Origin of the sequence: Streptomyces sp. NPDC058464 (genome assembly GCF_042721035.1) — a bacterium.
Classification (GTDB): Bacteria; Actinomycetota; Actinomycetes; order Streptomycetales; family Streptomycetaceae; genus Streptomyces.
The window spans coordinates 38,069-61,141 of record NZ_JBHXMA010000053.1 but is presented as its reverse complement, the minus strand read 5'-3'; the positions used below and the strand labels follow the sequence as shown (position 1 = coordinate 61,141).

Sequence of the window (23,073 nt, the reverse complement as noted above, 5' to 3'; positions counted from 1 at the left end):
GTTGAAACTCCGGCGAACTAGCCTGCCCATCCACGCCACCAGCGGTTTTGTGTCCGGACGGGGTGGCTGCGGCAACCGGGCCCCGCACGGTCCGGAGCGAGGACTGTGAGGTGGGACGTGCAACTGACCCCGCACGAGCAAGAGAGGCTGCTGATCCACGTGGCGGCCGACGTCGCCGAGAAGCGCCGGGCCCGCGGCCTCCGGCTGAACCACCCCGAGGCGGTCGCCCTCATCACGTCGCACATCCTCGAAGGGGCTCGTGACGGCCGTACCGTCGCCGAACTCATGGCCTCCGGGCGCAAGCTGCTCACCAGGGACGACGTCATGGAAGGCATCCCCGAGATGATCCACGACGTCCAGGTCGAGGCGACCTTCCCGGACGGCACCAAGCTCGTCACCGTCCACGACCCGATCGTCTGAGGGGGCCGCCGATGATTCCCGGAGAGGTTCTCTTCGCCGACGAGCCCGTCGTATTCAATGCGGGCCGCGAGGTCACCCGGATGACCGTCCTCAACGCCGCCGACCGGCCCGTCCAGGTCGGCTCCCACTACCACTTCGCCGAGGCCAACCCCGGACTGGAGTTCGACCGGGACGCGGCGCGCGGCAAGCGCCTGAACGTCCCCGCCGGCACCGCCGTCCGCTTCGAGCCCGGCATCCCCGTCGACGTCGAACTCGTCCCGCTCGCCGGCGCCCGCGTGGTCCCCGGGCTGCGCGGCGAGACCGGAGGTGCCCTCGATGCCTGAGATCTCCCGCGCCGCCTACGCCGACCTGTTCGGGCCGACCACCGGCGACCGGATCCGGCTCGCCGACACCGACCTGATCGTCGAGATCGAGGAGGACCGCTCCGGCGGGCCCGGACTCGCCGGGGACGAGGCGGTCTTCGGCGGCGGCAAGGTCATCCGCGAGTCCATGGGCCAGTCGCGTGCTACGCGCGCAGACGGCACCCCCGACACGGTCGTCACCGGTGCCGTGATCATCGACCACTGGGGCATCGTCAAGGCCGACATCGGTATCCGCGACGGCCGGATCACCGGCATCGGCAAGGCCGGCAACCCCGACACCATGGACGGCGTCCACCCCGACCTGGTGATCGGCCCCGAGACCGAGGTCATCGCCGGCAACGGGCGCATCCTCACCGCGGGCGGGGTCGACGCGCATGTCCACTTCATCTGCCCGCAGATCGCCGACGAGGCGCTGTCGGCCGGCATCACGACGCTGGTGGGCGGCGGCACCGGCCCCGCCGAGGGGTCCAAGGCGACCACCGTCACCCCCGGCCCCTGGCACCTCGCCCGGATGCTGGAGGCGATGGAGCAGTACCCCCTGAACATCGGCTTCCTCGGCAAGGGCAACACCGTCTCGCACGAGGCCATGCTGTCCCAGATCCGGGGCGGGGCACTGGGCCTGAAGCTGCACGAGGACTGGGGATCGACCCCGGCCGTCATCGACGCCTCCCTGACCGTCGCCGACCGGACCGGCATCCAGGTCGCCATCCACACGGACACGCTGAACGAAGCGGGCTTCGTCGCGGACACCCTCGCCGCGATCGGCGGTCGGGGGATCCACGCGTACCACACCGAGGGCGCGGGCGGCGGGCACGCCCCGGACATCATGACCGTCGTCTCCGAACCGCACGTGCTGCCGAGTTCGACCAACCCGACCCGGCCGTACACGGTGAACACCGCCGAGGAACACCTCGACATGCTGATGGTGTGCCACCACCTGAACCCGGCGGTGCCCGAGGACCTGGCCTTCGCCGAGTCGCGGATCCGGCCGTCGACCATCGGGGCGGAGGACATACTGCACGACCTCGGCGCGATCTCCATCATCTCCTCCGACGCCCAGGCCATGGGGCGGGTGGGCGAGGTGATCCTGCGGACCTGGCAGACCGCGCACGTGATGAAGCGACGGCGGGGCGCGCTGCCGGGCGACGGGCGGGCCGACAACCACCGGGTACGGCGCTACGTCGCCAAGTACACGATCAACCCGGCCCTCGCGCAGGGGCTGGCCAGGGAGATCGGCTCGGTGGAGACCGGGAAGCTGGCCGACCTCGTGCTCTGGGAGCCCGCGTTCTTCGGGGTCAAGCCGCACCTCGTCCTCAAGGGCGGACAGATCGCCTACGCGCAGATGGGCGACGCCAACGCGTCCATCCCGACGCCGCAGCCGATCCTTCCGCGCCCGATGTACGGGGCGATCGGACGGGCACCGGCCGCCAACTCCTTCAACTTCGTCGCCCCGTTGGCGATCGAGGACGGCCTGCCGGAGCGGCTCCAGCTCGGGAAGCGGTTCGTCGCGATCGAGTCGACCCGTGGGGTGACCAAGGCGGACATGCGGGAGAACGACGCGCGTCCGAGCGTCCGGGTCGATCCCGACAGCTTCGCCGTGTACATCGACGGGGAGCTGGTCGAGGCGGCGCCGGCTGCGGAACTGCCCATGGCCCAGCGCTACTTCCTCTTCTGAGAGCTGGTGGGTGTGGTGTCTCGGGCAGCGTTGCTGGTACTGGCCGACGGCCGCTTTCCCGCCGGAGGGCATGCGCACTCCGGCGGGGCGGAGGCGGCCGTCAAGGCCGGGCGGATCACCGGGGCCGCGAGCCTGGAGGAGTACTGCCGCGGGCGGCTGCACACGGCGGGGCTGGTGGCGGGCGCGTTCGCCGCGGCCGCGGTACTCGGTGCGGACGTACGGGAGCTGGACGCGGCGGCCGATGCGCGGACGCCGTCGGCCGCGCTCCGGGGCGCGGCGCGCAGGCTCGGGCGGCAGCTGCTGCGGGCCGCGCGGGTGGCCTGGCCGGGCGCCGAACTCGACGCCCTGGCACGGGAGTTCCCCAAGGGGGCCCATCAGCCCGTGGTGTTGGGGATGGTGGCTCGGGCGGCGGGGCTCTCGGCGGCGGACGCGGCGTACTGCGCGGCGTACGAGTGCGTGAGCGGGCCGGCCACGGCGGTGGTGCGCTTGCTGAGTCTGGATCCGTTCGAGGCGACGGGGGTGCTGGCCCGGCTGGCGTCGGAGGTGGACCTGGTGGCCGACCGGGCGGTGGAGGCGGCGCGGGAGGCCGTCGTCGGAGGGGCGGGGGGCGGGCTCGACGCGTTGCCTGCGGCGTCGGCGCCGATGGTGGAGATCGGGGCGGAGTGGCATGCGGGGTGGGCGGTGCGGTTGTTCGCGTCGTAGGGGAGTGTCGCCCCCGCCGCCCCTACCCGTCCCGTCCCGGGGGCTGCCGCCCCCGGACCCCCGCTTCGGCCTGAACGGCCTCGTCCTCAAACGCCGGACGGGCTGGTGGGTGGGGGTGCGGACCGGCCTTCGTCCCGCCGGACGGGCTGGAGTTGCAGAACAGGCCGATCGGAAGGCCGAGCACTACTAAGGAGCCGTACATGCATCTCGACCACGACCACCACCACGGTCCCGTCGCCCTCAGTGCCGACGCCCACCGGCCCGACGGGTCTCGTCGTGCTCTCCGGATAGGGCTCGGGGGGCCCGTCGGGTCCGGTAAGACCGCCACCGTCGCCGCCCTGTGCCGGGCCCTGCGCGACAACCTCTCCCTCGCCGTCGTCACCAATGACATCTACACCCGCGAGGACGCCGAATTCCTGCTCCGGGAGGCCGTGTTGCCGCCGGAGCGGATCACCGCCGTGGAGACGGGGGCCTGTCCGCACACCGCGATCCGGGACGACATCTCGGCCAATCTGGAGGCGGTGGAGGACCTGGAGGACGAGGTCGGGCCGCTGGACCTCGTCCTCGTCGAGTCCGGTGGGGACAATCTCACCGCCACCTTCTCCAAGGGGCTCGTGGACGCGCAGATCTTCGTGATCGACGTGGCGGGAGGCGACGACATCCCGCGGAAGGGCGGGCCCGGGGTCACCACGGCCGACCTGCTCGTCGTCAACAAGACGGACCTCGCTCCGTACGTCGGGTCGGACCTGGCGCGGATGGCCGCCGACGCCAAGGCGCAGCGGGCCGAACTGCCCGTCGTCTTCCAGTCGTTGCGCAGTGAGACCGGGGTCGCGGACGTGGCCGCGTGGGTGCGGGAGCGGCTCGCCGCATGGACCGCATGACGCTCACCGGGGTGCACGCGACCGCTCGGATCGTCGCCCGGGACGACGGACGGGGCGGTACCGCGCTCCCCGTGCTGGAGGGCGAGGGACCGCTCGCGCTGCGGCGCACCCGGGGGAGCGGGGCCGAGGCGCGGGTGATGGTCGTCGGGGCGATGAGCGGGCCGCTCGGCGGGGACCGGTTCGGGATCGAGGCACGGGTCGAGGGCGGGGCCCGGCTGAGCGTCGGGTCGGCCGCCGCGACCATCGCCCTGCCGGGGCAGGGGAAGGAGGAGGCCCGCTACGACGTCCGGCTCGATGTCGCCGACGGGGGTGAACTGCGCTGGCTGCCCGAGCAGTTGATCTCGGCCGGTGGGAGTGATCTGCGGGTCTCCACGCGGGTGGACGTCGGGGCCCGGGGGCGGCTCGTGCTGCGGGAGGAGCAGGTGCTCGGCAGGGTCGGCGAGGAGCCGGGGCGGCTCGGCAGCCGGCTCACCGTGCGGGTGGCCGGGCGGGCTGTGCTGGATCAGGAGCTCGCCTGCGGGCCCGGGGCGCCCGGTGGCTGGGACGGGGCCGCCGTGCTGGCGGGACATCGCGCGGTGGGACAACTCGTCGTCGTGAGGCCGGAGTTCGCGGTGGAGCCGATGGCGGCACGGATGCTGGGGGAGTGCGCCGCGCTCACTCCGCTCGCCGGGCCCGCCGTGTTGGTGAGCGCGGTGGCGGCCGATGCGCTGCGCCTGCGCCGGGTACTGGACGAGGCGTTGGCCCAGTTGGGCGGTTGATCCGCTCAGCGGGACGTGGGCGTCCGGTTATCGGATTGGTAAAGACGGCTGTTGAGGCCTGTCCTCAGGGACCTCACAGCCGGAAGGATCCCCCCTGACCATTCGTAACCATGTACGGGGAGGGGCCCACTTGAGGGACAACTTCAGATCGAGGAGCCGGGTACTGGCGCTCGGCTCGGCCGGAGCGCTCGTCACGGCCAGCCTGATCACCGGAGCGCTCGCGGCACCCGCCGCCGGCGCCGAGGCCCGCCACGACGGCCAGGACCGCGCACAGCAGGGCGCGGCGATCGCGGCCGCACGGGCCGAGAAGGCCGGCATCGACTGGGCCGACTGCCCGGCCGACTGGGCTCTGACCAAGCCCGTCCAGTGCGGCTGGGTCAGCGTGCCGCTCGACTACACCAAGCCCTACGGCAAACAGATCAAGCTCGCCGTCGACCGAATAGGCAACACGGGGACGCCGGCCGAGCGCCAGGGCGCGCTCGTCTACAACCCCGGCGGTCCGGGCGGCTCGGGGATGCGCTTCCCGCTCCGGGTCACCAACAAGAACCCCCTGTGGGTCAACGCCTCGAAGGCGTACGACTTCGTGGGCTTCGACCCGCGCGGTGTCGGCCACTCGGCGCCCATCTCCTGCGAGGACCCGCAGGAGTTCGTGAAGGCCCCCAAGGCCGACCCGGTGCCGGACACCGAGGCCGACAAGACCGCACAGCGCAAGCTCGCCAAGCAGTACGCGGACGGCTGCGCCGAGCGCACCGGCCGCGCGATGCTCGCGCAGATGACCACCGCGAACACCGCCCGCGACCTGGACGTCATCCGGGCCGCGCTCGGCGAGAAGAAGCTCAACTACCTCGGTGTCTCCTACGGCACCTACCTCGGCGCGGTGTACGGGACGCTGTTCCCGGGGCACGTCCGGCGGATGATCGTCGACAGTGTCGTCAACCCGTCCAGGAAGAGCATCTGGTACCAGGCCAACCTGGACCAGGACGTCGCCTTCGAGGGCCGCTGGAAGGACTGGGAGGACTGGGTCGCCGCGCACGACTCCGCCTTCCACCTGGGGACCACGCGGGACGCCGTCCAGGCCAAGTGGCTCCAGCTGCGTGCCACCGCCAAGGCGAACCCGATCGGCGGGGTCGTCGGCCCGGCCGAGCTGATCGGCTTCTTCCAGAGCGCGCCGTACTACGACTCCTCGTGGGTCCCGGTCGCCACGGTGTTCGGCAAGTACTTCGCCGGTGACACCCAGGCCCTGGTCGACGCGGCCGCCCCGGACCTGACCGACACCGCCGGCAACATCACCTCGGAGAACGGCAACGCCGTCTACACGGCCGTCGAGTGCACCGACGCCAAGTGGCCCACCAGCTGGAAGAAGTGGGACCGCGACAACACCGAGCTGAACAAGCAGTACCCCTTCATGACCTGGGCCAACGCATGGCTGAACCTGCCGTGCGCCACCTGGCCGGTCAAGCAGCAGACCCCGGTGAACGTCAAGACCCACAAGGGCCTGCCGCCGGTGCTGATCGTGCAGTCCACGCGTGACGCCGCCACCCCGTACCCCGGCGCCGTCGAACTGCACCAGCGCTTCAAGGGCTCCCGCCTCATCACCGAGCAGGGCGCCGGTTCGCACGGTGTGACCGGTCTGGTCAACCCGTGCATCAACAGCCGCGTCGACACCTACCTGCTCACCGGGCAGCTGGACAGCGCGGACGTCACCTGCACCCCGCACGCCACCCCGCAGCCGTAACAGCTCCCTGCACGACGACGAGGGGCGGCCGGAACACCCCGGCCGCCCCTCCTCTCACTCGTGGGACCTCAACTGAGCGGTGCCCGCGGGAACTTGCGCTCCTTCTCCCCCTTCGCAGCCGCCTGCCCGGCCTTGACGACGGCCGCGTACTCGTCGACGTACTCCTGCTCGGACAGGGTCAGGATGGCGTACATGATCTCGTCGGTGATGGCACGCAGGACGGCCTTCTCGTGCTCCATACCGGCGTAGCGGGAGAACTCCAGGGGCTTGCCGAAGCGGATCACGACGGGGTGGATGTTCGGGATGACCTTGCCGGGCGGCTGCGCCTCGAACGTGCCGATCATCGCGCAGGGGACCACCGGGACACCGGCCCGCAGCGCCATCACGGCGACCCCGACCTTGCCCTTGTACAGGCGGCCGTCGTGCGAGCGCGTGCCCTCCGGGTAGATACCGAGCAGCTCGCCCTTGCTCAGCACCCCGAGCCCCTCCCGGATCGCGGCCTGGCCCGCCTCCTTGCCGGAGCGGTCCACCGGGATCTGCCCGGCACTGCGGAAGAAGAAGGCGGTCAGCCGGCCCCTGACCCCGGGCCCCGTGAAGTACTCGGCCTTGGCGAGGAAGGTGATGCGCCGTTTGAGGACGGCCGGCATCAGGAAGTGGTCGGAGAAGGAGAGGTGGTTGCCGGCGACGATGGCCGGTCCCGACGGCGGCACATGTTCCAGGCCCTCGATCCGAGGCCGGAACACCACTCTCAGCAGCGGCCCGAGCAGTACGTACTTGAGCAGGTAGTAGAACACGCCTCGCCCCTCACTTCACCAGCTCCCCTGCGAGCCGGTGTCATCCCAGGTCAGTATCGGTTTCACGGCAGTCGGCCCAGGTGCGCCATGCGTGGGACTTCGGCGGCGGCTGTGCTCGAAGGGCTTCAATGTACCGGGGACATGCACGGTCGAGTACTTCTGGATCTTCGGTCAGTGTCCCAGCGATATGAGGGCGCGTCACTACGAGCGGACGCCCTGGCGTGAACCAGTCGGAGGAGAGTCGCGCATGAGCATGTTCCCCACCGCACAGGCCGTGCGGACCACTCCCGAGGGGCTCCTGTGGGAGCCCAGCGAGCGCTGGGTGCGCGGCCGCCACGGCGACGTCACCGTCGTCGACAGCCGCCACCCCGTCCTGGTCTGGGAGCCGGGCGTTCCCGTACCGCTGTACGCGTTCCCGCGCGCGGAGGTGCGCGAGGACCTGCTCCGGCCGGCGAAGAACCCCCCGACTGGCACGCACACCGGCTCGCGGATCTTCTACGACGTCGAGGTCGACGGCGAGCTGCTGGAGAACGCCGCCTGGACCTTCCCGGCCGCCGACCTGGCCGGCCACATCGCCTTCGAGTGGTTCCGGCGCGCGGGGCGGGGTCTGGACCACTGGTTCGAGGAGGAGGAAGAGATCTTCGTCCACCCCCGTGACCCGCACAAGCGGGTCGACGCCATCCCGAGCAGCCGCCACCTGGTGGTCGAGATCGACGGCACGGTCGTCGCGGACACCGACCGTCCCGTGCTGTTGTTCGAGACCGGTCTGCCCACGCGTTACTACATCCCGCGCGAGGACGTCCGGCTCGACCTGCTCGAAGCCACCGGCCACCACACCGGCTGCCCCTACAAGGGCACCGCCGAGTACTGGTCGTGGCGAGGGGAGGCCGACGTCCCGCCCAACCTCGTCTGGAGCTACCCGGACCCGCTGCCCGCGGTCGGCGCCGTCCAGGGGCTCCTCGCCTTCTACAACGAGGCGGTGGACATCACCCTCGACGGCGAACGGGTGGAGCGTCCCGTCACCCACTTCACCAAGGCGCTCTCGGAGCGACAGCGCGGCTGAACTCCGCGCGGACGCGGCGCGCCGGCGTCCCGCGCGGACGCGGCGCCCCGGCGGAGCGGTCCTGTCCCGCCCGCCGGGACGCGTGCTGGACGCATCGATCCCGGGTGTGCTTTCATCCGGCCATGAAGACCACTGGACCGGCACACACGGTGCTGCTCGACCCGTTCTGGGTGAGCCGCCGCGCCGACCAGTTCGACCAGGTCTGTTGCTGACCGCCGTCCCACGGCTCGCGACCTCGTTTCCCCTCTTCCCGTCCGCTCGTTCCGCCTGTCTCCGACCAGCCCCTGTCCAGGGCGGGTCGTGAGGGGCGGTCGGCTGCCGTAGCCGCGAAGGAACCCCCATGGCCCAGCCCACAGCCCTGCCCGTCATCGACATCTCCCGCTTCCGCGCCCCGGACACGGACCGGGCCGCCTTTCTCGCCGAACTCCGGTCCGCGGCCCACGAGGTGGGCTTCTTCTACGTCACCGGACACGGTGTCCCCGCAGCCCTGCGGGACGAGGCGCTGACCGCGGCACGCGCCTTCTTCGCCCTGCCCGAGCAGCAGCGACTGGAGATCGAGAACCTCAACTCGCCCCAGTTCCGCGGCTATACGCGCACCGGTACGGAGTACACGGCGGGCAGCGCCGACTGGCGGGAGCAGATCGACATCGGCCCGGAGCGTCCGGCGCTGGACACCGGCCCGGACGACCCCGACTACCTGCGCCTGGCCGGCCCCAACCAATGGTCTGCCGCCCTCCCGGAGCTGAAGGACATCGTGCTGCGCTGGCAGGCGGAGGCGCTGCGGGTCAGCCGTGAGGTGCTGCGCGCCCTGGCGGCCGCGCTCGGACAGGACGAGGGCTACTTCGACCAGTGGTTCGACGACGAAGCGGCCGTCCATGTGAAGATCGTGCACTATCCGCCGCGGGCCGCGTTGGACGCCGACCAGGGAGTGGGCGCGCACAAGGACTACGGCTACCTCGCCCTCCTCCAGCAGGACGACGTCGGGGGGCTCCAGGTGCAGCGGGAGGACGGCGGCTGGATCGACGCGGTGCCGGTGCCCGACGCCTTCGTGTTCAACATCGGCGAGATGCTGGAGATCGCCACCCAGGGCTATCTGAAGGCCACGCAGCACCGGGTCGTCAGCCCGCAGCCGGGCGTCGACCGCTACTCGATCCCGTTCTTCCTCGGCCCGCGCCTCGACGCGGTCGTCAAGCCACTGGAACTCCCCTCCGAACTGGCCGCGTTGAGCCGGGGCGTCACCGACGACCCGGGCAACCCGCTGCTCGCCGCGTTCGGCGAGAACGCCGTCGTCGGCTGGCTCCGCTCCCATCCACGGGTCGCCGAACGCTGGTGGTCCGATGTGCTGGCCAGGAAGGAGGGCGGCCGATGAGCAGCGCCGACTGGGCCTTCGAGACCCGGCAGGTGCACGCCGGCGCGGTCCCCGACCCGGGCACCGGCGCACGGGCGGTACCGATCCACGCGACCGCCGGCTATGTCTTCCGGGACACCGGGCACGCCGCCGCGGCCTTCGAACTGGCCGACCTCGCCACCCACGCCTACACCAGGCTGTCGAACCCGACCACCGCGGTGGCGGAGGAGCGGATCGCCGCGCTGGAAGGCGGTTCGGCCGCGGTCGCCGTGGCCAGCGGCCAGGCCGCGACCAGCCTCGCCCTGCTCAACCTGGCCCGTGCGGGCGACCACATCGTCGCCTCGTCGTCCCTTTACGGCGGTACCCGCACCCTCCTCGAGCACACGTTCGCCGACTTCGGCATCGACGTCACCTTCGTCGACGACCCGGACGACCTGGCCGCCTGGTACACGGCCGTACGGCCCACCACCAAGGCGTTCTTCGGCGAGACCCTCGGCAACCCGCGCGGCAACGTCCTCGACACCGAGGCGGTCGCCCGTGTCGCCCACGAGGCCGGTGTCCCGCTCGTCGTCGACAACACCGTGCTCACTCCCTACCTGTTGCGCCCCCTCGAACACGGCGCCGACATCGTCGTGCACTCCACCACCAAGTTCCTCTCCGGGCACGGCACCGGCATCGGCGGGGTCGTCGTGGACGGCGGGCGCTTCGACTTCGGCGCGGACCCCGGCCGCTGGCCCGGACTGACCGGCCCGGACCCGACGTACGACGGCCTGTCCTTCTGGGACTCCTTCGCGGACCGCGGACTCGCCTACGCACTGCGGCTGCGCACCCGGCTGGTGCGGGACCTCGGTCCGGCCGTCTCCCCCTTCACCAGCTTCCTGCTCCTGCAGGGCCTGGAGACGCTGAGCCTGCGCATCGAACGGCACGTCGCCAACGCACAGGCGCTCGCCACCTGGCTGGAGGACCAGCCCCAGGTGACGCGGGTCCACTACGCGGCACTGCCCTCCAGCCCCTGGCAGGCACAGGCCAAGCGCTATCTGCCGCGCGGCGCCGGAGCGGTGCTCACCTTCGAACTCGCGGGCGGCCTGGAGGCGGGCCGGCGCTTCGTCGAAGGGGTCCGGCTCTTCAGCCACCTCGCGAACATCGGCGACGTCCGCAGCCTCGTCATCCACCCCGCCTCCACCACCCACGCCCAGCTGGACCCCGCCCAGCAGGCCGCGGCCGGGGTCACCCCCGGCCTGGTGCGGCTGTCGGTCGGCATCGAAGGCGTCGACGACCTGATCGCCGACCTCGAAACAGGCCTGCGCGCGGCCGCCCGATGAACCCTGCCGGTCATCGAGAGCGGGCGGGGAATCGGCCGACGGTGCCTGCCAAGGGCCCCGGGTAGGCTCGGCGACATGGATCAGGAGCGGCACCGAACTCGAACGCCGCCACACCCACGGCAAGATCGTCCTCAAGCCCTAGGCCCCCGAAGGGCTCCGGGTGACCCAGGCCGTCCTGCCGATCCTGCGTGCTCAGGGCAGCGGCCACCTCGAGGCGCTGAGCGAGTCCCTCCCGCACGAACTCGCAGACGGGCGACGTCGGCTACGCCGACCCGAGCGACGCAGGCACCGCCCTGCTGCGGATCGTCGACGCGGAGAACCCGCCGCTGCGCGTCTTCTTCGGCACGGACGTCCTGGAGATCGCCGCGAACGTCTACGCCGACCGCCTGAAGACCTGGGACGACTGGGCCCACGTCTCCCGGCGGGCGCAGGGCGTCAAGGAGCAGGCACCCTCGGACCGGGCCGCCCCGAGGTGTGCCGGTGGCGGCCGGCTCTCAGGGCATGCATAGGATGGCCCCGATGCGCCCCACCGAGCAGCCCGACCCGCGACCGCCGTACCGGCGTTGGCGCGCCCTGCTCGTACTGGGGCTGCTGGCCGGGCTGCTCGGCATGCACGCGCTGGCACCTGGCGGCGCCCTGGGGATGCACGGCGGGCATGAGCAGGCCGTCTCCCGTGCGGCGGTCACGGTCACCGCGTACGACAGCTGCTCCGACGACGACGGCCACTGCGGCGACCACCACGTGCATCACGCTGACGTGACCTGCGCCTCCGGTGCGGTGAGCGGCGGTCCCGGGCTGCCCGCGCTGGTCCCGGACCCGGTCCCCGTGCTCGCGGCCGCCTGCCCGCTGCCCGCCGGCCCGGTCACGGCCCCGGAAGGCGCACGGGCACCCCCCGACCTGGCCGAACTCCAGCTCCTGCGGATCTAGAGGCACCCGAGCCGGCCGCGCGCACAGCGCAGCGGTCGTGCTCCCGCGTGCCCACTCGGACCTGTCGCAGGAGATCCAGCATGACCACCACGCGTACCCGTGCCGTCCTCGTCGCGCTCACCGCGACCGCCGCCCTCGCCCTCACCGCGTGCGGCAGCGGCGACGACAGCACCGACACCGCCGGCGCCGCACACGCGTCGCACTCGGCGGCATCCGGCGCCACCGCCACCGACGGTGCCCACAACGCGCAGGACGTGTCCTTCGCGCAGACCATGATCCCGCACCACCAGCAGGCCGTGGAGATGGCCGGGCTCGCCGCCGACCGTGCCTCCTCCGCCCAGGTGAAGGACCTCGCCGCCCGGATCGAGAAGGCCCAGGACCCGGAGATCAACACCATGACCGGCTGGCTCAAGGCCTGGGGCGAGGACGTGCCCATGGCCGGCATGGACCACAGCGGTCACGCCGGCATGGCCGGGATGATGTCCGACAAGGACATGACCATGCTCAAGCAGGCCAAGGGGACGGACTTCGACACGATGTTCCTGACCATGATGGTCGAACACCACCAGGGCGCCGTCGAGATGGCCGGCACGGAGAAGGCCAAGGGCGCCTACGGTCCGGCCACGAGCATGGCCGCGGGCATCGTCACCGCCCAGAACGCCGAGATCAAGGAGATGAACAAGCTCCTCGGCAAGGGCTGATCACCGATCGGGGCGGGGTGGCCGCGCCCACGGGCACGGCCGCCCCGCCCTGCTCCTCCCCGGCTCAGGCCGCGAGCACCTTCTCCAGCGAGCCCAGCGCCGACCGCAGTTCCTCAGCGGTGACGGTCAGCGGCGGGGCCAGCCGGATCGTGGAGCCGTGGGTGTCCTTGACCAGGACGCCCTCGCGCATCAGGCGCTCGCCGATCTCCCGCCCGCTGCCGATCGCCGGGTCCACGTCGACGCCCGCCCACAGCCCGCGCGAGCGGAAGCCGACCACGCCCCTGCCGACCAGCTCCGTCAGCCCGTCCCGCAGGACCACGCCCAGCTCGGCGGCCCGGCGCTGGAACTCGCCGCTCTCCAGCAGCTCGACCACCGCCGTGCCGACCGCCGCCGCGAGCGGGTTGCCGCCGAACGTGGAGCCGTGCTCGCCGGGGTGCAGCACCTGCAGCACCTCCCGCCGGGCCACCACCGCGGACACCGGTACGATCCCGCCGCCCAGCGCCTTGCCGAGCAGCAGCATGTCGGGGACGACGTCCTCGTGGTCGACGGCCAGGGTGCGGCCGGTGCGGCCGAGGCCGGACTGGATCTCGTCGGCGATGAACAGGCAGCCCTTGCGGCGGGTCAGCTCGCGGACGCCGGTCAGATAGCCGTCGTCGGGGATGAGCACCCCGGCCTCGCCCTGGATCGGCTCGATCAGCACCGCCGCCGTGGTCTCGTCGACCGCCGCCTCCAGCGCGGCCAGGTCGTTGTACGGCACGATCCGGAAACCCGGCGTGAACGGGCCGAAGCCCGCCCGGGCCGTCTCGTCGGTGGAGAAGCTGACGATCGTGGTCGTACGGCCGTGGAAGTTGTCCGCGGCGACCACGATCGTGGCCCGGTCGGCCGGGACGCCCTTCACGTCGTACGCCCATTTACGGGCCACCTTGATGCCGGACTCGACGGCCTCGGCGCCCGTGTTCATCGGCAGCACCATGTCCAGGCCGGTCAACTCCGCCAGCCGTTCGGCGAATTCGGCGAGCCTGTCGTTGTGGAAGGCACGCGAGGTGAGGGTGAGGCGGTCCAGCTGGCGGTGGGCCGCCTCGATCAGCGCCGGGTGGCGGTGGCCGAAGTTGAGGGCCGAGTAGCCGGCCAGCATGTCGAGGTAACGGCGGCCCTCGACGTCCTCCACCCAGGTGCCCTCGGCGCGGGCGACGACGACGGGCAGCGGGTGGTAGTTGTGCGCGAGGACCGGGCCCTCCGCCTCGATCAGCTCGGCGGAGGTGCGTGCGCGTGCGGGTGCGGTCATCAGGGGGATCTCCTGGTCCTCAGCGGATTTCCTGGGTGCAGCACTTGATGCCGCCGCCTGCCTTGTGGAACTCCGACAGGTCGACGGGGACGGGCTCGTAGCCCTGGTCGGCGAGCCGGGCGGCGAGCGCCTCGGCCTGCGGCGCGATGAAGACGTGGCGGCCGTCGGAGACGGAGTTCAGGCCCCATGCCATGGCGTCGTCGCGGGTGGCGAGGACCGCCTCCGGGAACAGTCGGCGGAGCACCTCGCGGCTGCCGGGGGAGAAGGCCTCGGGGTAGTACACGATATTTCCGTCGTGCCCGCCGTCCAGGACGAAGAGCGCGGTGTCCAGGTGGTAGAAGTACGGGTCCACCAGGGTCAGGCTGATCACCGGGTGGCCGAAGAACTCCTGGGCCTCCCGGTGCGCCTCGCGGCTGGTGCGGAAGCCGGTGCCGGCCAGCAGGTACCGGCCCGTCCAGACCAGGTCGCCCTCGCCCTCGACCACCGAGCCCGGACGGTGCACGTCATAGCCCGCGGTCTTGAACCAGAGGTCGTAGTGGGTGGACTCGGGGCGCCGCTCGGGCGCGTGGAAGAGCGAGCCGAAGACGCGGCCGCCGACGACGACCGCCGAGTTCGCGGCGAACACCATGTCGGGCAGGCCCGGGACCGGATCCAGCCGGTCGATGCTGTGGCCGTGGGTGCGGTAGGCGCTGATCAGCGCGGTCCACTGCTCCTGGGCCAGGTCGACGTCGACCCTGGTGTCGGGGTTCATCCAGGGATTGATCGCGTACTGCACGCCGAAGTGTCTGGGTTCGCAGACGAGGAAGCGCCTGAGGCGCGGCACACGGCTTTCGGACACAGAGGGGTTCCTCCGCTTTCCCGCGGTGTCGACTGAGGGTTGACACCACGGTAGAAAGCGTCGGATACGGACGACAAGAAACGAATGTTGCGCGTCTGCGCAGGAACGCTGCGTCTCCGGTCGTACAAACGCAGCATCGGTGCGTTTACTCCGGCACGGGGTGCGTGGCCCCGGCCTCCGGGCTCTCCGGCAGCAGATGCGACAGCACCATCACGCTGATCGTCTTCCGGATGAACGGCTCCACCCGGATTCGCTCCAGCACCTCCTCGAAGTGGTCCACGTCCCGGGCCCGCACATGCAGCAGGGCGTCCGCGCCGCCGGTCACCGTCATGGCCGCGGTGATCTCCGGATGGTTGCGGACCACCTCCGCGAGCCGCCGCGGCGGGGCCGCGCCCTCGCAGTACACCTCGACGTACGCCTCCGTACGCCAGCCGAGGGCCGCCGGTGTCACGGTGGCCGTGAACCCGGTGATCACACCGGTCTCGCGCAGCCGGTCGACCCGCCGCTTCACGGCCGTCGCGGAGAGCCCGACGGCCGCGCCGATCTCGGCGAAACTGGTCCGCGCGTTCGCCATCAACGCGGTGGTGATCTTCCGGTCGAGATCGTCGAAGGGGACGGTGCCGCTGTTCATGCCCGCACTGTAACCACGGGCGAGGACGGTTCGGGAGCGCCACTTCGTCCGCCGCGAACGTCCACGTCCGGCACGTGTCCAGTGCCGCGTTCCGCCGCCTACACTCCGTTCATGCTGCGCGCCCTCGCCGTCGACGACGAACGCCCCTCGCTGGAGGAGTTGCTCTATCTGCTGCAGGCCGATCCGCGCATCGGCAGCGTCGAGGGCGCCGGGGACGCCACCGAGGCGCTGCGCCGCATCACCCGGGCCCTGGAGTCCGGACCGCAGGGGCCCGAGGCCATCGACGTCGTCTTCCTCGACGTCCAGATGCCCGGCCTGGACGGTCTGGACCTGGCCCGGCTGCTCACCGGCTTCGCCCGGCCCCCGCTGGTCGTGTTCGTCACCGCGCACGAGGACTTCGCGGTAAGGGCCTTCGACCTCAAGGCAGTCGACTACGTGCTGAAGCCGGTACGCAAGGAACGCCTCGCGGAGGCGGTACGCCGGGCCGCCGAACTGCGCGGCACCGCACCCCGGATACCCGTGCACGAACCCGACCCCGACCACATACCCGTCGAACTCGGCGGCGTGACACGGTTCGTGGCGGTGGACGACATCACCCACGTCGAGGCCCAGGGCGACTACGCCCGCCTGCACACCGACCGCGGCAGCCACCTCGTCCGCATCCCGCTCTCCACCCTGGAGGACCGCTGGCGCTCCCGCGGCTTCGTCCGCATCCACCGCCGCCACCTGGTCGCCCTCCACCACATCGGCGAACTCCGCCTGGACGCGGGCACGGTGAGCGTCCTGGTCGGCGCCGAGGAGCTCCAGGTCAGCCGGCGCCACGCCCGCGAGCTGCGGGACCTGCTGATGAGGAGGGCCTGACGATGGCCGCGGACCCCGCCGAGCGCCGGGTCACCGTCACCGGCCCGCCCCGCCGCAGCCGCCGTACCTCCGGCTACTACCGGCCGCGCACCGAGATCGACGAGCAGACCACCCTCGGCCACACCTACGTCCGCTCCCTCATGCGCAGCCAACTGCGCGTCGCCCTCGCCGTGTTCGCCGTCCTGGTGCTGCTCGTCGGCCCGCTCCCGCTGGTCTTCGCCGCCGCCCCCGAGGCGCGCCGCCTGGAGTGGCTGGTGCTCGGCTTCTGCCTCTACGCCCCGCTCATCCTGCTCGCCCGCTGGTACGTGCGCCGTGCCGAGCGCAACGAGGAGGACTTCGTCCGCCTCGTCGAGGACCGACAGGACCGATGAACTCCCGCCCCGACGAGGCTCGATGAACTCCAGCTACGCCGTCCCGGCCGTCGCCCTCGTGGTCGTCGCGACCGTCCTCGTCGGCGCCTTCGGCCTGCGCATCTCCCGGACCACCTCCGACTTCTACGTCGCCTCCCGCACCGTCGGCCCCCGCCTCAACGCGGCCGCGATCAGCGGCGAGTACCTCTCCGCCGCCTCCTTCCTGGGCATCGCGGGCCTGGTCCTCGTCCAGGGCCCCGACATGCTCTGGTACCCCGTCGGCTACACCGCCGGCTACCTCGTGCTCCTCCTCTTCGTCGCCGCCCCGCTGCGCCGCTCCGGCGCCTACACCCTCCCCGACTTCGCCGAGGCCAGGCTCGCCTCGCAGCCGGTACGACGGCTCGCCGGGGCGTTCGTCGTCGGCGTCGGATGGCTCTACCTGCTGCCCCAACTCCAGGGCGCCGGGCTCACATTGGCGGTCCTCACCGGCGCCCCCGACGCGCTCGGCGGACTCATCGTCGCCGTGGTCGTCGTCGCCACCGTGGCCGCCGGCGGCATGCGCAGCATCACCTTCGTGCAGGCCTTCCAGTACTGGCTGAAGCTCACCGCCCTGCTCGTCCCCGCCCTCTTCCTGATCCTCGCCTGGCAGCGCGCCGGTGCCCCCGTCCACGCCTTCGACGAACCGGCCACCTTCCGCACCCAGCGCGTCGTGGACGTCCAGGACACCCTCTCCCTCCGGCTCGACCGCCCGCTCACGGTCACCGTCACCGGCGCGGTCGACGGCCGCCCGCTCCGGGACACCCGGGTCACCCTCCCCGAGGGCACCCACCGCATCACCGGCGGCACCCGCCTGACCTTCGCCAAGGGCACCCGCGTCCCCGCCACCGACCGCGGCACCAACGGCGGCATGTCCACCTCGCTCGCCGAGAGCCGCGAGGAACGCCCGCTGTACGCCACCTACGGCCTGATCCTCGCCACCTTCCTCGGCACCATGGGCCTGCCGCACGTCGTGGTCCGCTTCTACACCAGCCCGCACGGCGTCGCCGCCCGCCGCACCACCGTCGCCGTCCTCGCCCTGATCGGCCTCTTCTACCTCCTGCCGCCCGTCTACGGCGCCCTCGGCCGCCTCTACACCCCCGAACTCACCCTCACCGGCGAGACGGACGCCGCCGTCCTGCTGCTGCCCGACCGGGTCGTCGGCGGCCTCGGCGGCGACCTGCTCGGCGCGCTGGTGGCGGGCGGCGCCTTCGCCGCGTTCCTCTCCACGGCCTCCGGCCTCACCATGGCGGTCGCCGGCGTCCTCACCCAGGACGTCCTCCCGTCCCGCGGTGTACGGCACTTCAGACTCGGGACGGTCCTCGCCATGGCCGTGCCGCTCGCCGCGAGCGTCCTGGTGGGCGGCCTGCCGGTCGCCGACGCCGTCGGACTGGCCTTCGCCGTGTCCGCGTCCTCCTTCTGCCCGCTGCTGGTCCTCGGCATCTGGTGGCGGCGGCTGACCCCGCCCGGCGCGGCCGCCGGGATGCTGACCGGAGGCGGCTCGGCGTTCTGCGCGGTGGCCGCGACGATGGCCGACCTGCCCGGCACCGGTGAGCTGCACGCCCTGCTGGCCTGGCCCGCGCTCTGGTCGGTCCCGCTGGGCTTCCTCACCATGATCCTGGTGTCCCTGGCGACCCCCGGCCGGGTACCGCCCGGAACGGCCGCGATCCTGGCCCGCTTCCACCTGCCGGAAGAGCTGCGCACGGAGGTCAAGGCGTGACCGGGTTCCTCGCGGGCCTCCTCGTGGCCGTCCTCCCGCTCCTCGCCGCCGGCTTCTGGCTCGGCCGCCGCACCGCACGCCCCGAGAGCCTCGGCGGCCTCGGCACCCCCGTCGAGCACGCCACCTTCGAGACCCTGCACACCGCCTCCCTCGCCGCACCCCCGCTGCGCGCGGGCCTGACCGAGGAGACCGCCCGCCGCTCGGCCCGCCGGCTGCGCACCCTGCTCGGCACCGACGCGCTGTGCCTCACCGACCACGAGAACCTGCTCGTCTGGGACGGCGTCGGCGACCACCACCGCACCGAGATCACGGAACGGCTCGCCGGGCCGCTGGAGTCCGGCCGGGGCGAGGCCTTCCGCCTGCACTGCGAGTATCCCGACTGCCCGGTCCGCTGGGCGGTGGTCGCGCCCCTCACCGTCGACGACCGCGTCCACGGCACCCTGGTCGCCTGCGCCCCGCGCGAGTCCGCCGTCCTGGTCCGGGCGGCCGGCGAGGTCGCCCGCTGGGTCAGCGTCCAGCTGGAACTGGCCGACCTGGACCGCTCCCGGACCCGCCTCATCGAGGCCGAGATCCGCGCCCTGCGCGCCCAGATCTCCCCGCACTTCATCTTCAACTCGCTCGCGGTGATCGCCTCGTTCGTCCGCACCGACCCCGAGCGCGCCCGCGAACTGCTCCTCGAATTCGCCGACTTCACCCGCTACTCGTTCCGCAGGCACGGCGACTTCACCACCCTCGCCGACGAACTCCACGCCATCGACCACTACCTGGCGCTGGTCCGGGCCCGCTTCGGCGACCGCCTCACGGTCACCCTGCAGATCGCCCCCGAGGTACTCCCGGTCACCCTGCCCTTCCTCTGCCTCCAGCCCCTGGTCGAGAACGCCGTCAAGCACGGTCTGGAGGGCAAGACCGGCACCTGCCACATCCAGATCACCGCCCAGGACGAGGGCGCCGAGGCCCTGGTCGTCATCGAGGACGACGGCGCAGGCATGGACCCGGTCCTGCTGCGCCGCATCCTCGCCGGCGAGACCAGTCCCTCCGGGGGCATCGGCCTGTCCAACGTCGACGACCGGCTCCGCCAGGTGTACGGGGACGACCACGGGCTCGTCATCGAGACCGCGCCTGGTGCGGGGATGAAGATCACCGCGCGGTTGCCCAAGTACCAGGCCGGAGTGCACTAGCGCTCTGAGGTGCGCCGTCGTCTGCGGCGCTTCAGCCGACCGGCGTCAATTGCTCTGGGTCACCACCATCGCCAGTGTCAGCAGGCCCAGCACCACCCAGCCGAACCAGAGCCAGCCGTTGCTGCCGAGCGCCACCGTGTAGGCCGTCACCACGACGAGTCCGCCGACGGTGAGCACCCCCATCGCCTTGGTGGCACCGTTCGAGCCGTTCGCAGAACCGGGCATCGCGACACCCTCCTCATGGTCCGTCTCCCTCCATGGTGCCCCCGTTCTGCTTCCTGACGGCGCACACGGCGAAATGAAAGCCGGCCGTCCATGTGGCCTCACTGGTCCAGGAGTCCGCCTCGTACACGGAAGGATCGAATCCGAACTGCTCCGGCGGTACGTCCCGGGCACACGCCCTGTCCTGCTGTTTCGCCGCCTCGGCCAGCGTCAGGTCGGCCGCCAGCCGGGTGAATCCGAGCACCTCCTCGTCGTGGGGCCCCGAGCAGGAGACGAGCAGCACGGTCCGCGCGGGCGGCAGCCTGAGACAGTCCCGCTTCTGCATGGTGGCGTTGCCCACGAACGCGGACCCCAACCTGCGATACCCGTCGAGCGGCCCGTAGACGGGACCGTGCGCCCCCAGCACCAGACAGGCGACCCGGCCCCCGGTCACCTCGAACCCGTCCCCGCTCGGCACGACGGCGACGGACCGCACATCCGGGAGTGTCCCGCGCAGGTCCTCGGTCCGCTCCGCGCACCCGGCGGGCCCCTTCGCCCGCGCCTCCGAGGCGGACGCCACCGGCACGAACGTCATCACCTGGCCGTCCGGCGCCTTGTCCGCGCAGGTCGGGTCGACGGTGAGCGTGGGGGTGCCCACGAATCGCGTCCCGCTGGACCACTCGGCGACGACACAGTCACCACCATCGAGGGGCTGCGCCAGGCCGACCACGCTGCCGTACGGCCCGGCCGCGGAGCCACCGCTCTGATGCGCGACCGCCCACCAGACTCCGGTCAGGGCCAGCACCAGCCCCAGGGCGGCGGCGACAGCGGCCCGCAGGGCGTGCGGAAGCGGACCGCGCCGGTGTCCGGGCGGGGGAGCGGGCGACGGGTCCGGGCCCGACACGACGACGGGGGCTCCGAAGTCGGGCACCACCGGGGGAGCGCCCCAGGGCGGTACGGAACCGGGATCGGTGCGGGGACGGACGTACGCCTCCGCCCGCGACGACACGACCAGCGACAGCGCGGCCTCGGCGGCCACCGCCGACATCCGAAGCGCCGGATCCTTGACGAGCAGCGCGAGCACCGCGGGCGCCAGGGCACCCGCCAGCACCGGCGGACCGGGCTCGTCCGTGACCGTGGCGGAGATCTCCGCGGTGTCCGAACCCCGTTCGAACGGCCGTCGCCCCTCCACCGCGTGGTACAGCGTGCACCCCAGGGAGAAGAGATCGGCGGCCGGTGTCGGTGGTCGGCCGGAGATCCGCTCCGGCGCCAGATATCCGGCCGTCCCCACCAGCGCCCCGGACTGCGTGTACCGGGGCTCCCCGCCGTCCGGCTGCACCGAGATGCCGTAGTCCGTCAGCAGTACCCGGCCGTACGGCGCGCCCATGCGGTCGGGCGCGAGCAGGATGTTCGCCGGTTTCACGTCCCGGTGCAGCACGCCCTGCTCATGTCCGGCGGTCAGCGCGTCGAGGACGGCGAGGCCGATCCGGGCGCACTCCGCGGGCGGTAGCGGCCCGGCCCGCTCCACCAGTGCCCGCAGATCGACCGCGCCCTGCACGTACTCCATGACGATCCACGGCAGCCCCTCGTGCTCCAGCACGTCGTGCACGGTCACCACATGCGGATGCCCGCGCAACCCGGCCGCGTGCCGCGCCTCGGCCAGGGCGCGGGCCGCCCGGCCGGCCCGTTCCTCCTCGTCCGTACCCCACAGCACCAGCTCCTTCAGCGCGACCCGGCACGTGAGCTTCGGGTCGTGGGCGAGCCAGACATGGCCCATACCGCCGCTGCCCAGCCGGCTCAGCAGCACATACCGGTCGGCGATGACCCGGCCCGCTCCCGACGACGGCGAATCTTGAGGCATCCGGCCACTCCCGGGTTCGGTGTCACGTCGTACTCGCGCTGGACTCGCCGCCCGACGCCGGCGCGCCGTCCTCCGGTACGTCGGAGGCCGGGGGATCGCTGTCGGCCGGGGTGTCGGCCGGGACGGATGCGGTGACCGGCGGGGGAGAGGCGGATGATGCCGGCGGGGTGGTGTCCGCCGCGTGGGTACTCGGGACCGGCTCGAAGGAGGAGACGGGCGGTGTGGACCCGACGGACGGCGAACCGGCGTCCCACGACGCGTCCGGGGCGGACGACGAAGGCGACGCGGACCCCGACGCGGGATCGCCGGACGAGGGCGACACGGCCGTACCGGAATCCCCCGAGGACGAGGACGAGGACGAGGAGTAGGACGAGGAAGCGGAAGAGGAGGAGGCGGACGGTGACGAAGACGCCGACGGAGACGAGTCCGAGCCCGAGTCCCCACCCGGGGACTGGTTCTCCGCCCCGGACTCGCCGCCCACCCGCAGGGTGACGTACTCCCCGAACGCCAGCTCCGTCCCCGCCACCGGGTCCGAGCCCACCACCCGGGCGTCGTCGGACGGCAGCTCGGCACCGTCGGAGGCGACGGCCAGCCCCGCGTCGGAGAGCCGTCCGCTCGCCGCCCCGAAGGACATGCCGATGACGTCGGGCACAGAGTGCAGCTCGCCGGTACGGAACACGGTGTCGTGCGTGCCCGTCGTCCCCACCGGCCGCTCGAAGCCCCGGTCGGGGTCGGTGACATCGACGAGCGTGAGTCGCTTCAGCGGCCGCGCGGCGGGTCGTACGGCCGTCACCTCGGTCCGGTCGTACCCCGGCCACTCCTTGTTGCCGTGCTCGAACCCGACCTTGACACGGCCGGCATCGCCCTCGAAGGGCCGCAGGGGATTTCCGCACGAGCACTTCACGGCGGGCTGTCCCTGCCGATCGACGAGAACGGCGATTCCGGCCTGGAGCAGGGAGTCGTAGGGGACGGCACTTCCCTTTTTGTAATCGTGGTTTTTCACGAGGGTGTCGTGACGCAGCAATACGGGAGTGAGCCGGTCGAGGAAATCAGGAATATGTTCGGTCGAGATGCCGAAGACACTGGCCCATGCCTGTGCCTTGCGGTGATTCGCGGGATCGGTGAGGAATTTCCTGAGTTTCTCGACGTCGCAGATGGTCGGCTGCCGGGTGCCCCCGTAGAGGCCGGGCGAGTTCCCTTGCTGCAGGTTGCCGCGCACCGGCAGTGAACGGACCTGTTCGTCGTGGCCGAGCCCCTGGTCCTCGTCGAAGAACGGGTCGAGTGCCGGTACACCGGCGGCGACCGCCTTGACGGCGATCGGGCCCCGCCCGCAACCGCTGAGTATCAGTACCGGAACCAGAACCACGAGTACGCATGCCCGGTGCAAGAAAGCGCGCAGTGCCATGACCGCTCCCCCCGGCGGT

At 72.0% G+C, this 23,073-nt stretch carries 23 protein-coding genes; 16 read left to right on the top strand and 7 right to left on the bottom strand.

Going from position 1 to position 23,073, the window contains the following annotated elements:
• Positions 1-117 precede the first annotated feature (117 nt).
• From ACFWPQ_RS44570 to ACFWPQ_RS44540, 7 genes are all read left to right on the top strand, one after another.
• Positions 118-420 (top strand): urease subunit gamma, encoded by a 303-nt coding sequence (locus ACFWPQ_RS44570; protein ID WP_037782101.1) that lies wholly within the window; start codon positions 118-120, stop codon positions 418-420.
• A gap of 11 nt (positions 421-431) precedes the next feature.
• A complete protein-coding gene (locus ACFWPQ_RS44565; protein ID WP_384048721.1) occupies positions 432-743 on the top strand; it encodes an urease subunit beta in 312 nt (103 codons plus the stop codon).
• A complete protein-coding gene (locus ACFWPQ_RS44560) occupies positions 736-2,457 on the top strand; it encodes an urease subunit alpha (protein WP_384048718.1) in 1,722 nt (573 codons plus the stop codon). The genes ACFWPQ_RS44565 and ACFWPQ_RS44560 overlap by 8 nt, the downstream gene beginning before the upstream one ends.
• Before the next feature lie 15 nt (positions 2,458-2,472).
• On the top strand, positions 2,473-3,159 hold the full coding sequence (locus ACFWPQ_RS44555) for an urease accessory protein UreF (protein WP_384048716.1): 687 nt from the start codon (positions 2,473-2,475) through the stop codon (positions 3,157-3,159).
• 200 nt (positions 3,160-3,359) lie between these two features.
• Complete coding sequence (gene ureG / locus ACFWPQ_RS44550; RefSeq protein WP_384048713.1) at positions 3,360-4,040, top strand: urease accessory protein UreG; 681 nt, start codon at positions 3,360-3,362, stop codon at positions 4,038-4,040.
• Entirely contained in the window at positions 4,037-4,798 is a 762-nt protein-coding gene (locus ACFWPQ_RS44545; protein WP_384048750.1) for an urease accessory protein UreD, read from the top strand. Before ureG ends, ACFWPQ_RS44545 begins: the two co-directional genes overlap by 4 nt.
• Positions 4,799-4,928: 130 nt before the next feature.
• Positions 4,929-6,533, top strand: coding sequence for an alpha/beta hydrolase (locus ACFWPQ_RS44540; protein ID WP_384048710.1), 1,605 nt, complete (start codon positions 4,929-4,931; stop codon positions 6,531-6,533).
• 68 nt (positions 6,534-6,601) lie between these two features.
• On the opposite strand, the gene ACFWPQ_RS44535 is transcribed toward ACFWPQ_RS44540, so the two are convergent.
• The gene (locus ACFWPQ_RS44535; RefSeq protein WP_384048707.1) at positions 6,602-7,327 is read right to left on the bottom strand and encodes a lysophospholipid acyltransferase family protein; all 726 of its coding nucleotides are present in this window, start codon (positions 7,325-7,327) and stop codon (positions 6,602-6,604) included.
• 247 nt (positions 7,328-7,574) lie between these two features.
• Between ACFWPQ_RS44535 and ACFWPQ_RS44530 the strand changes: the two genes are divergently transcribed.
• The 5 genes from ACFWPQ_RS44530 (at position 7,575) to ACFWPQ_RS44510 (ending at position 12,688) form a co-directional block, all read left to right on the top strand.
• Positions 7,575-8,390 (top strand): DUF427 domain-containing protein, encoded by an 816-nt coding sequence (locus ACFWPQ_RS44530; protein WP_384048704.1) that lies wholly within the window; start codon positions 7,575-7,577, stop codon positions 8,388-8,390.
• A 340-nt stretch (positions 8,391-8,730) separates the two neighbouring features.
• Positions 8,731-9,759, top strand: a complete 1,029-nt coding sequence (locus ACFWPQ_RS44525) for an isopenicillin N synthase family dioxygenase (protein WP_384048701.1) — start codon at positions 8,731-8,733, stop codon at positions 9,757-9,759.
• Positions 9,756-11,060: an O-acetylhomoserine aminocarboxypropyltransferase/cysteine synthase family protein gene (locus ACFWPQ_RS44520; protein ID WP_384048698.1), complete on the top strand. Its 1,305-nt coding sequence runs from the start codon at positions 9,756-9,758 to the stop codon at positions 11,058-11,060. The genes ACFWPQ_RS44525 and ACFWPQ_RS44520 overlap by 4 nt, the downstream gene beginning before the upstream one ends.
• 519 nt (positions 11,061-11,579) lie before the next feature.
• Positions 11,580-11,987, top strand: a complete 408-nt coding sequence (locus tag ACFWPQ_RS44515; protein ID WP_384048695.1) for a DUF6153 family protein — start codon at positions 11,580-11,582, stop codon at positions 11,985-11,987.
• 80 nt (positions 11,988-12,067) lie between these two features.
• Positions 12,068-12,688 carry a DUF305 domain-containing protein gene (locus ACFWPQ_RS44510; protein WP_384048692.1) on the top strand — a complete coding sequence of 207 codons (621 nt, stop codon included), beginning with the start codon at positions 12,068-12,070 and terminating at the stop codon, positions 12,686-12,688.
• A 64-nt stretch (positions 12,689-12,752) separates the two neighbouring features.
• On the opposite strand, the gene rocD is transcribed toward ACFWPQ_RS44510, so the two are convergent.
• From rocD to ACFWPQ_RS44495, 3 genes are all read right to left on the bottom strand, one after another.
• Positions 12,753-13,973 carry an ornithine--oxo-acid transaminase gene (gene rocD / locus ACFWPQ_RS44505; RefSeq protein ID WP_384048689.1) on the bottom strand — a complete coding sequence of 407 codons (1,221 nt, stop codon included), beginning with the start codon at positions 13,971-13,973 and terminating at the stop codon, positions 12,753-12,755.
• Positions 13,974-13,992: 19 nt separating this feature from the next.
• Positions 13,993-14,811, bottom strand: a complete 819-nt coding sequence (gene ddaH, locus ACFWPQ_RS44500; protein WP_361298194.1) for a dimethylargininase — start codon at positions 14,809-14,811, stop codon at positions 13,993-13,995.
• 145 nt (positions 14,812-14,956) lie between these two features.
• Positions 14,957-15,442 carry an Lrp/AsnC family transcriptional regulator gene (locus ACFWPQ_RS44495; RefSeq protein WP_361298191.1) on the bottom strand — a complete coding sequence of 162 codons (486 nt, stop codon included), beginning with the start codon at positions 15,440-15,442 and terminating at the stop codon, positions 14,957-14,959.
• Positions 15,443-15,553: 111 nt separating this feature from the next.
• On the opposite strand from ACFWPQ_RS44495, the gene ACFWPQ_RS44490 reads away from it, so the two are divergent.
• The 4 genes from ACFWPQ_RS44490 to ACFWPQ_RS44475 are packed head-to-tail and all read left to right on the top strand — an operon-like array spanning position 15,554 to position 19,587.
• Complete coding sequence (locus ACFWPQ_RS44490; protein ID WP_384048686.1) at positions 15,554-16,303, top strand: LytR/AlgR family response regulator transcription factor; 750 nt, start codon at positions 15,554-15,556, stop codon at positions 16,301-16,303.
• Positions 16,304-16,305: 2 nt separating this feature from the next.
• A complete protein-coding gene (locus tag ACFWPQ_RS44485; protein ID WP_361298185.1) occupies positions 16,306-16,674 on the top strand; it encodes a hypothetical protein in 369 nt (122 codons plus the stop codon).
• Positions 16,675-16,696: 22 nt separating this feature from the next.
• Positions 16,697-18,409: a cation acetate symporter gene (locus tag ACFWPQ_RS44480; protein ID WP_384048683.1), complete on the top strand. Its 1,713-nt coding sequence runs from the start codon at positions 16,697-16,699 to the stop codon at positions 18,407-18,409.
• Entirely contained in the window at positions 18,406-19,587 is a 1,182-nt protein-coding gene (locus tag ACFWPQ_RS44475; protein ID WP_384048680.1) for a sensor histidine kinase, read from the top strand. The genes ACFWPQ_RS44480 and ACFWPQ_RS44475 overlap by 4 nt, the downstream gene beginning before the upstream one ends.
• A 45-nt stretch (positions 19,588-19,632) precedes the next feature.
• On the opposite strand, the gene ACFWPQ_RS44470 is transcribed toward ACFWPQ_RS44475, so the two are convergent.
• The 3 genes from ACFWPQ_RS44470 to ACFWPQ_RS44460 are packed head-to-tail and all read right to left on the bottom strand — an operon-like array spanning position 19,633 to position 23,054.
• The gene (locus tag ACFWPQ_RS44470) at positions 19,633-19,812 is read right to left on the bottom strand and encodes a hypothetical protein (RefSeq protein ID WP_293996352.1); all 180 of its coding nucleotides are present in this window, start codon (positions 19,810-19,812) and stop codon (positions 19,633-19,635) included.
• A gap of 13 nt (positions 19,813-19,825) precedes the next feature.
• The gene (locus ACFWPQ_RS44465) at positions 19,826-21,649 is read right to left on the bottom strand and encodes a protein kinase (protein ID WP_384048676.1); all 1,824 of its coding nucleotides are present in this window, start codon (positions 21,647-21,649) and stop codon (positions 19,826-19,828) included.
• A 22-nt stretch (positions 21,650-21,671) separates the two neighbouring features.
• Positions 21,672-23,054 (bottom strand): DUF6777 domain-containing protein, encoded by a 1,383-nt coding sequence (locus ACFWPQ_RS44460; protein ID WP_384048673.1) that lies wholly within the window; start codon positions 23,052-23,054, stop codon positions 21,672-21,674.
• Positions 23,055-23,073 lie beyond the last annotated feature (19 nt).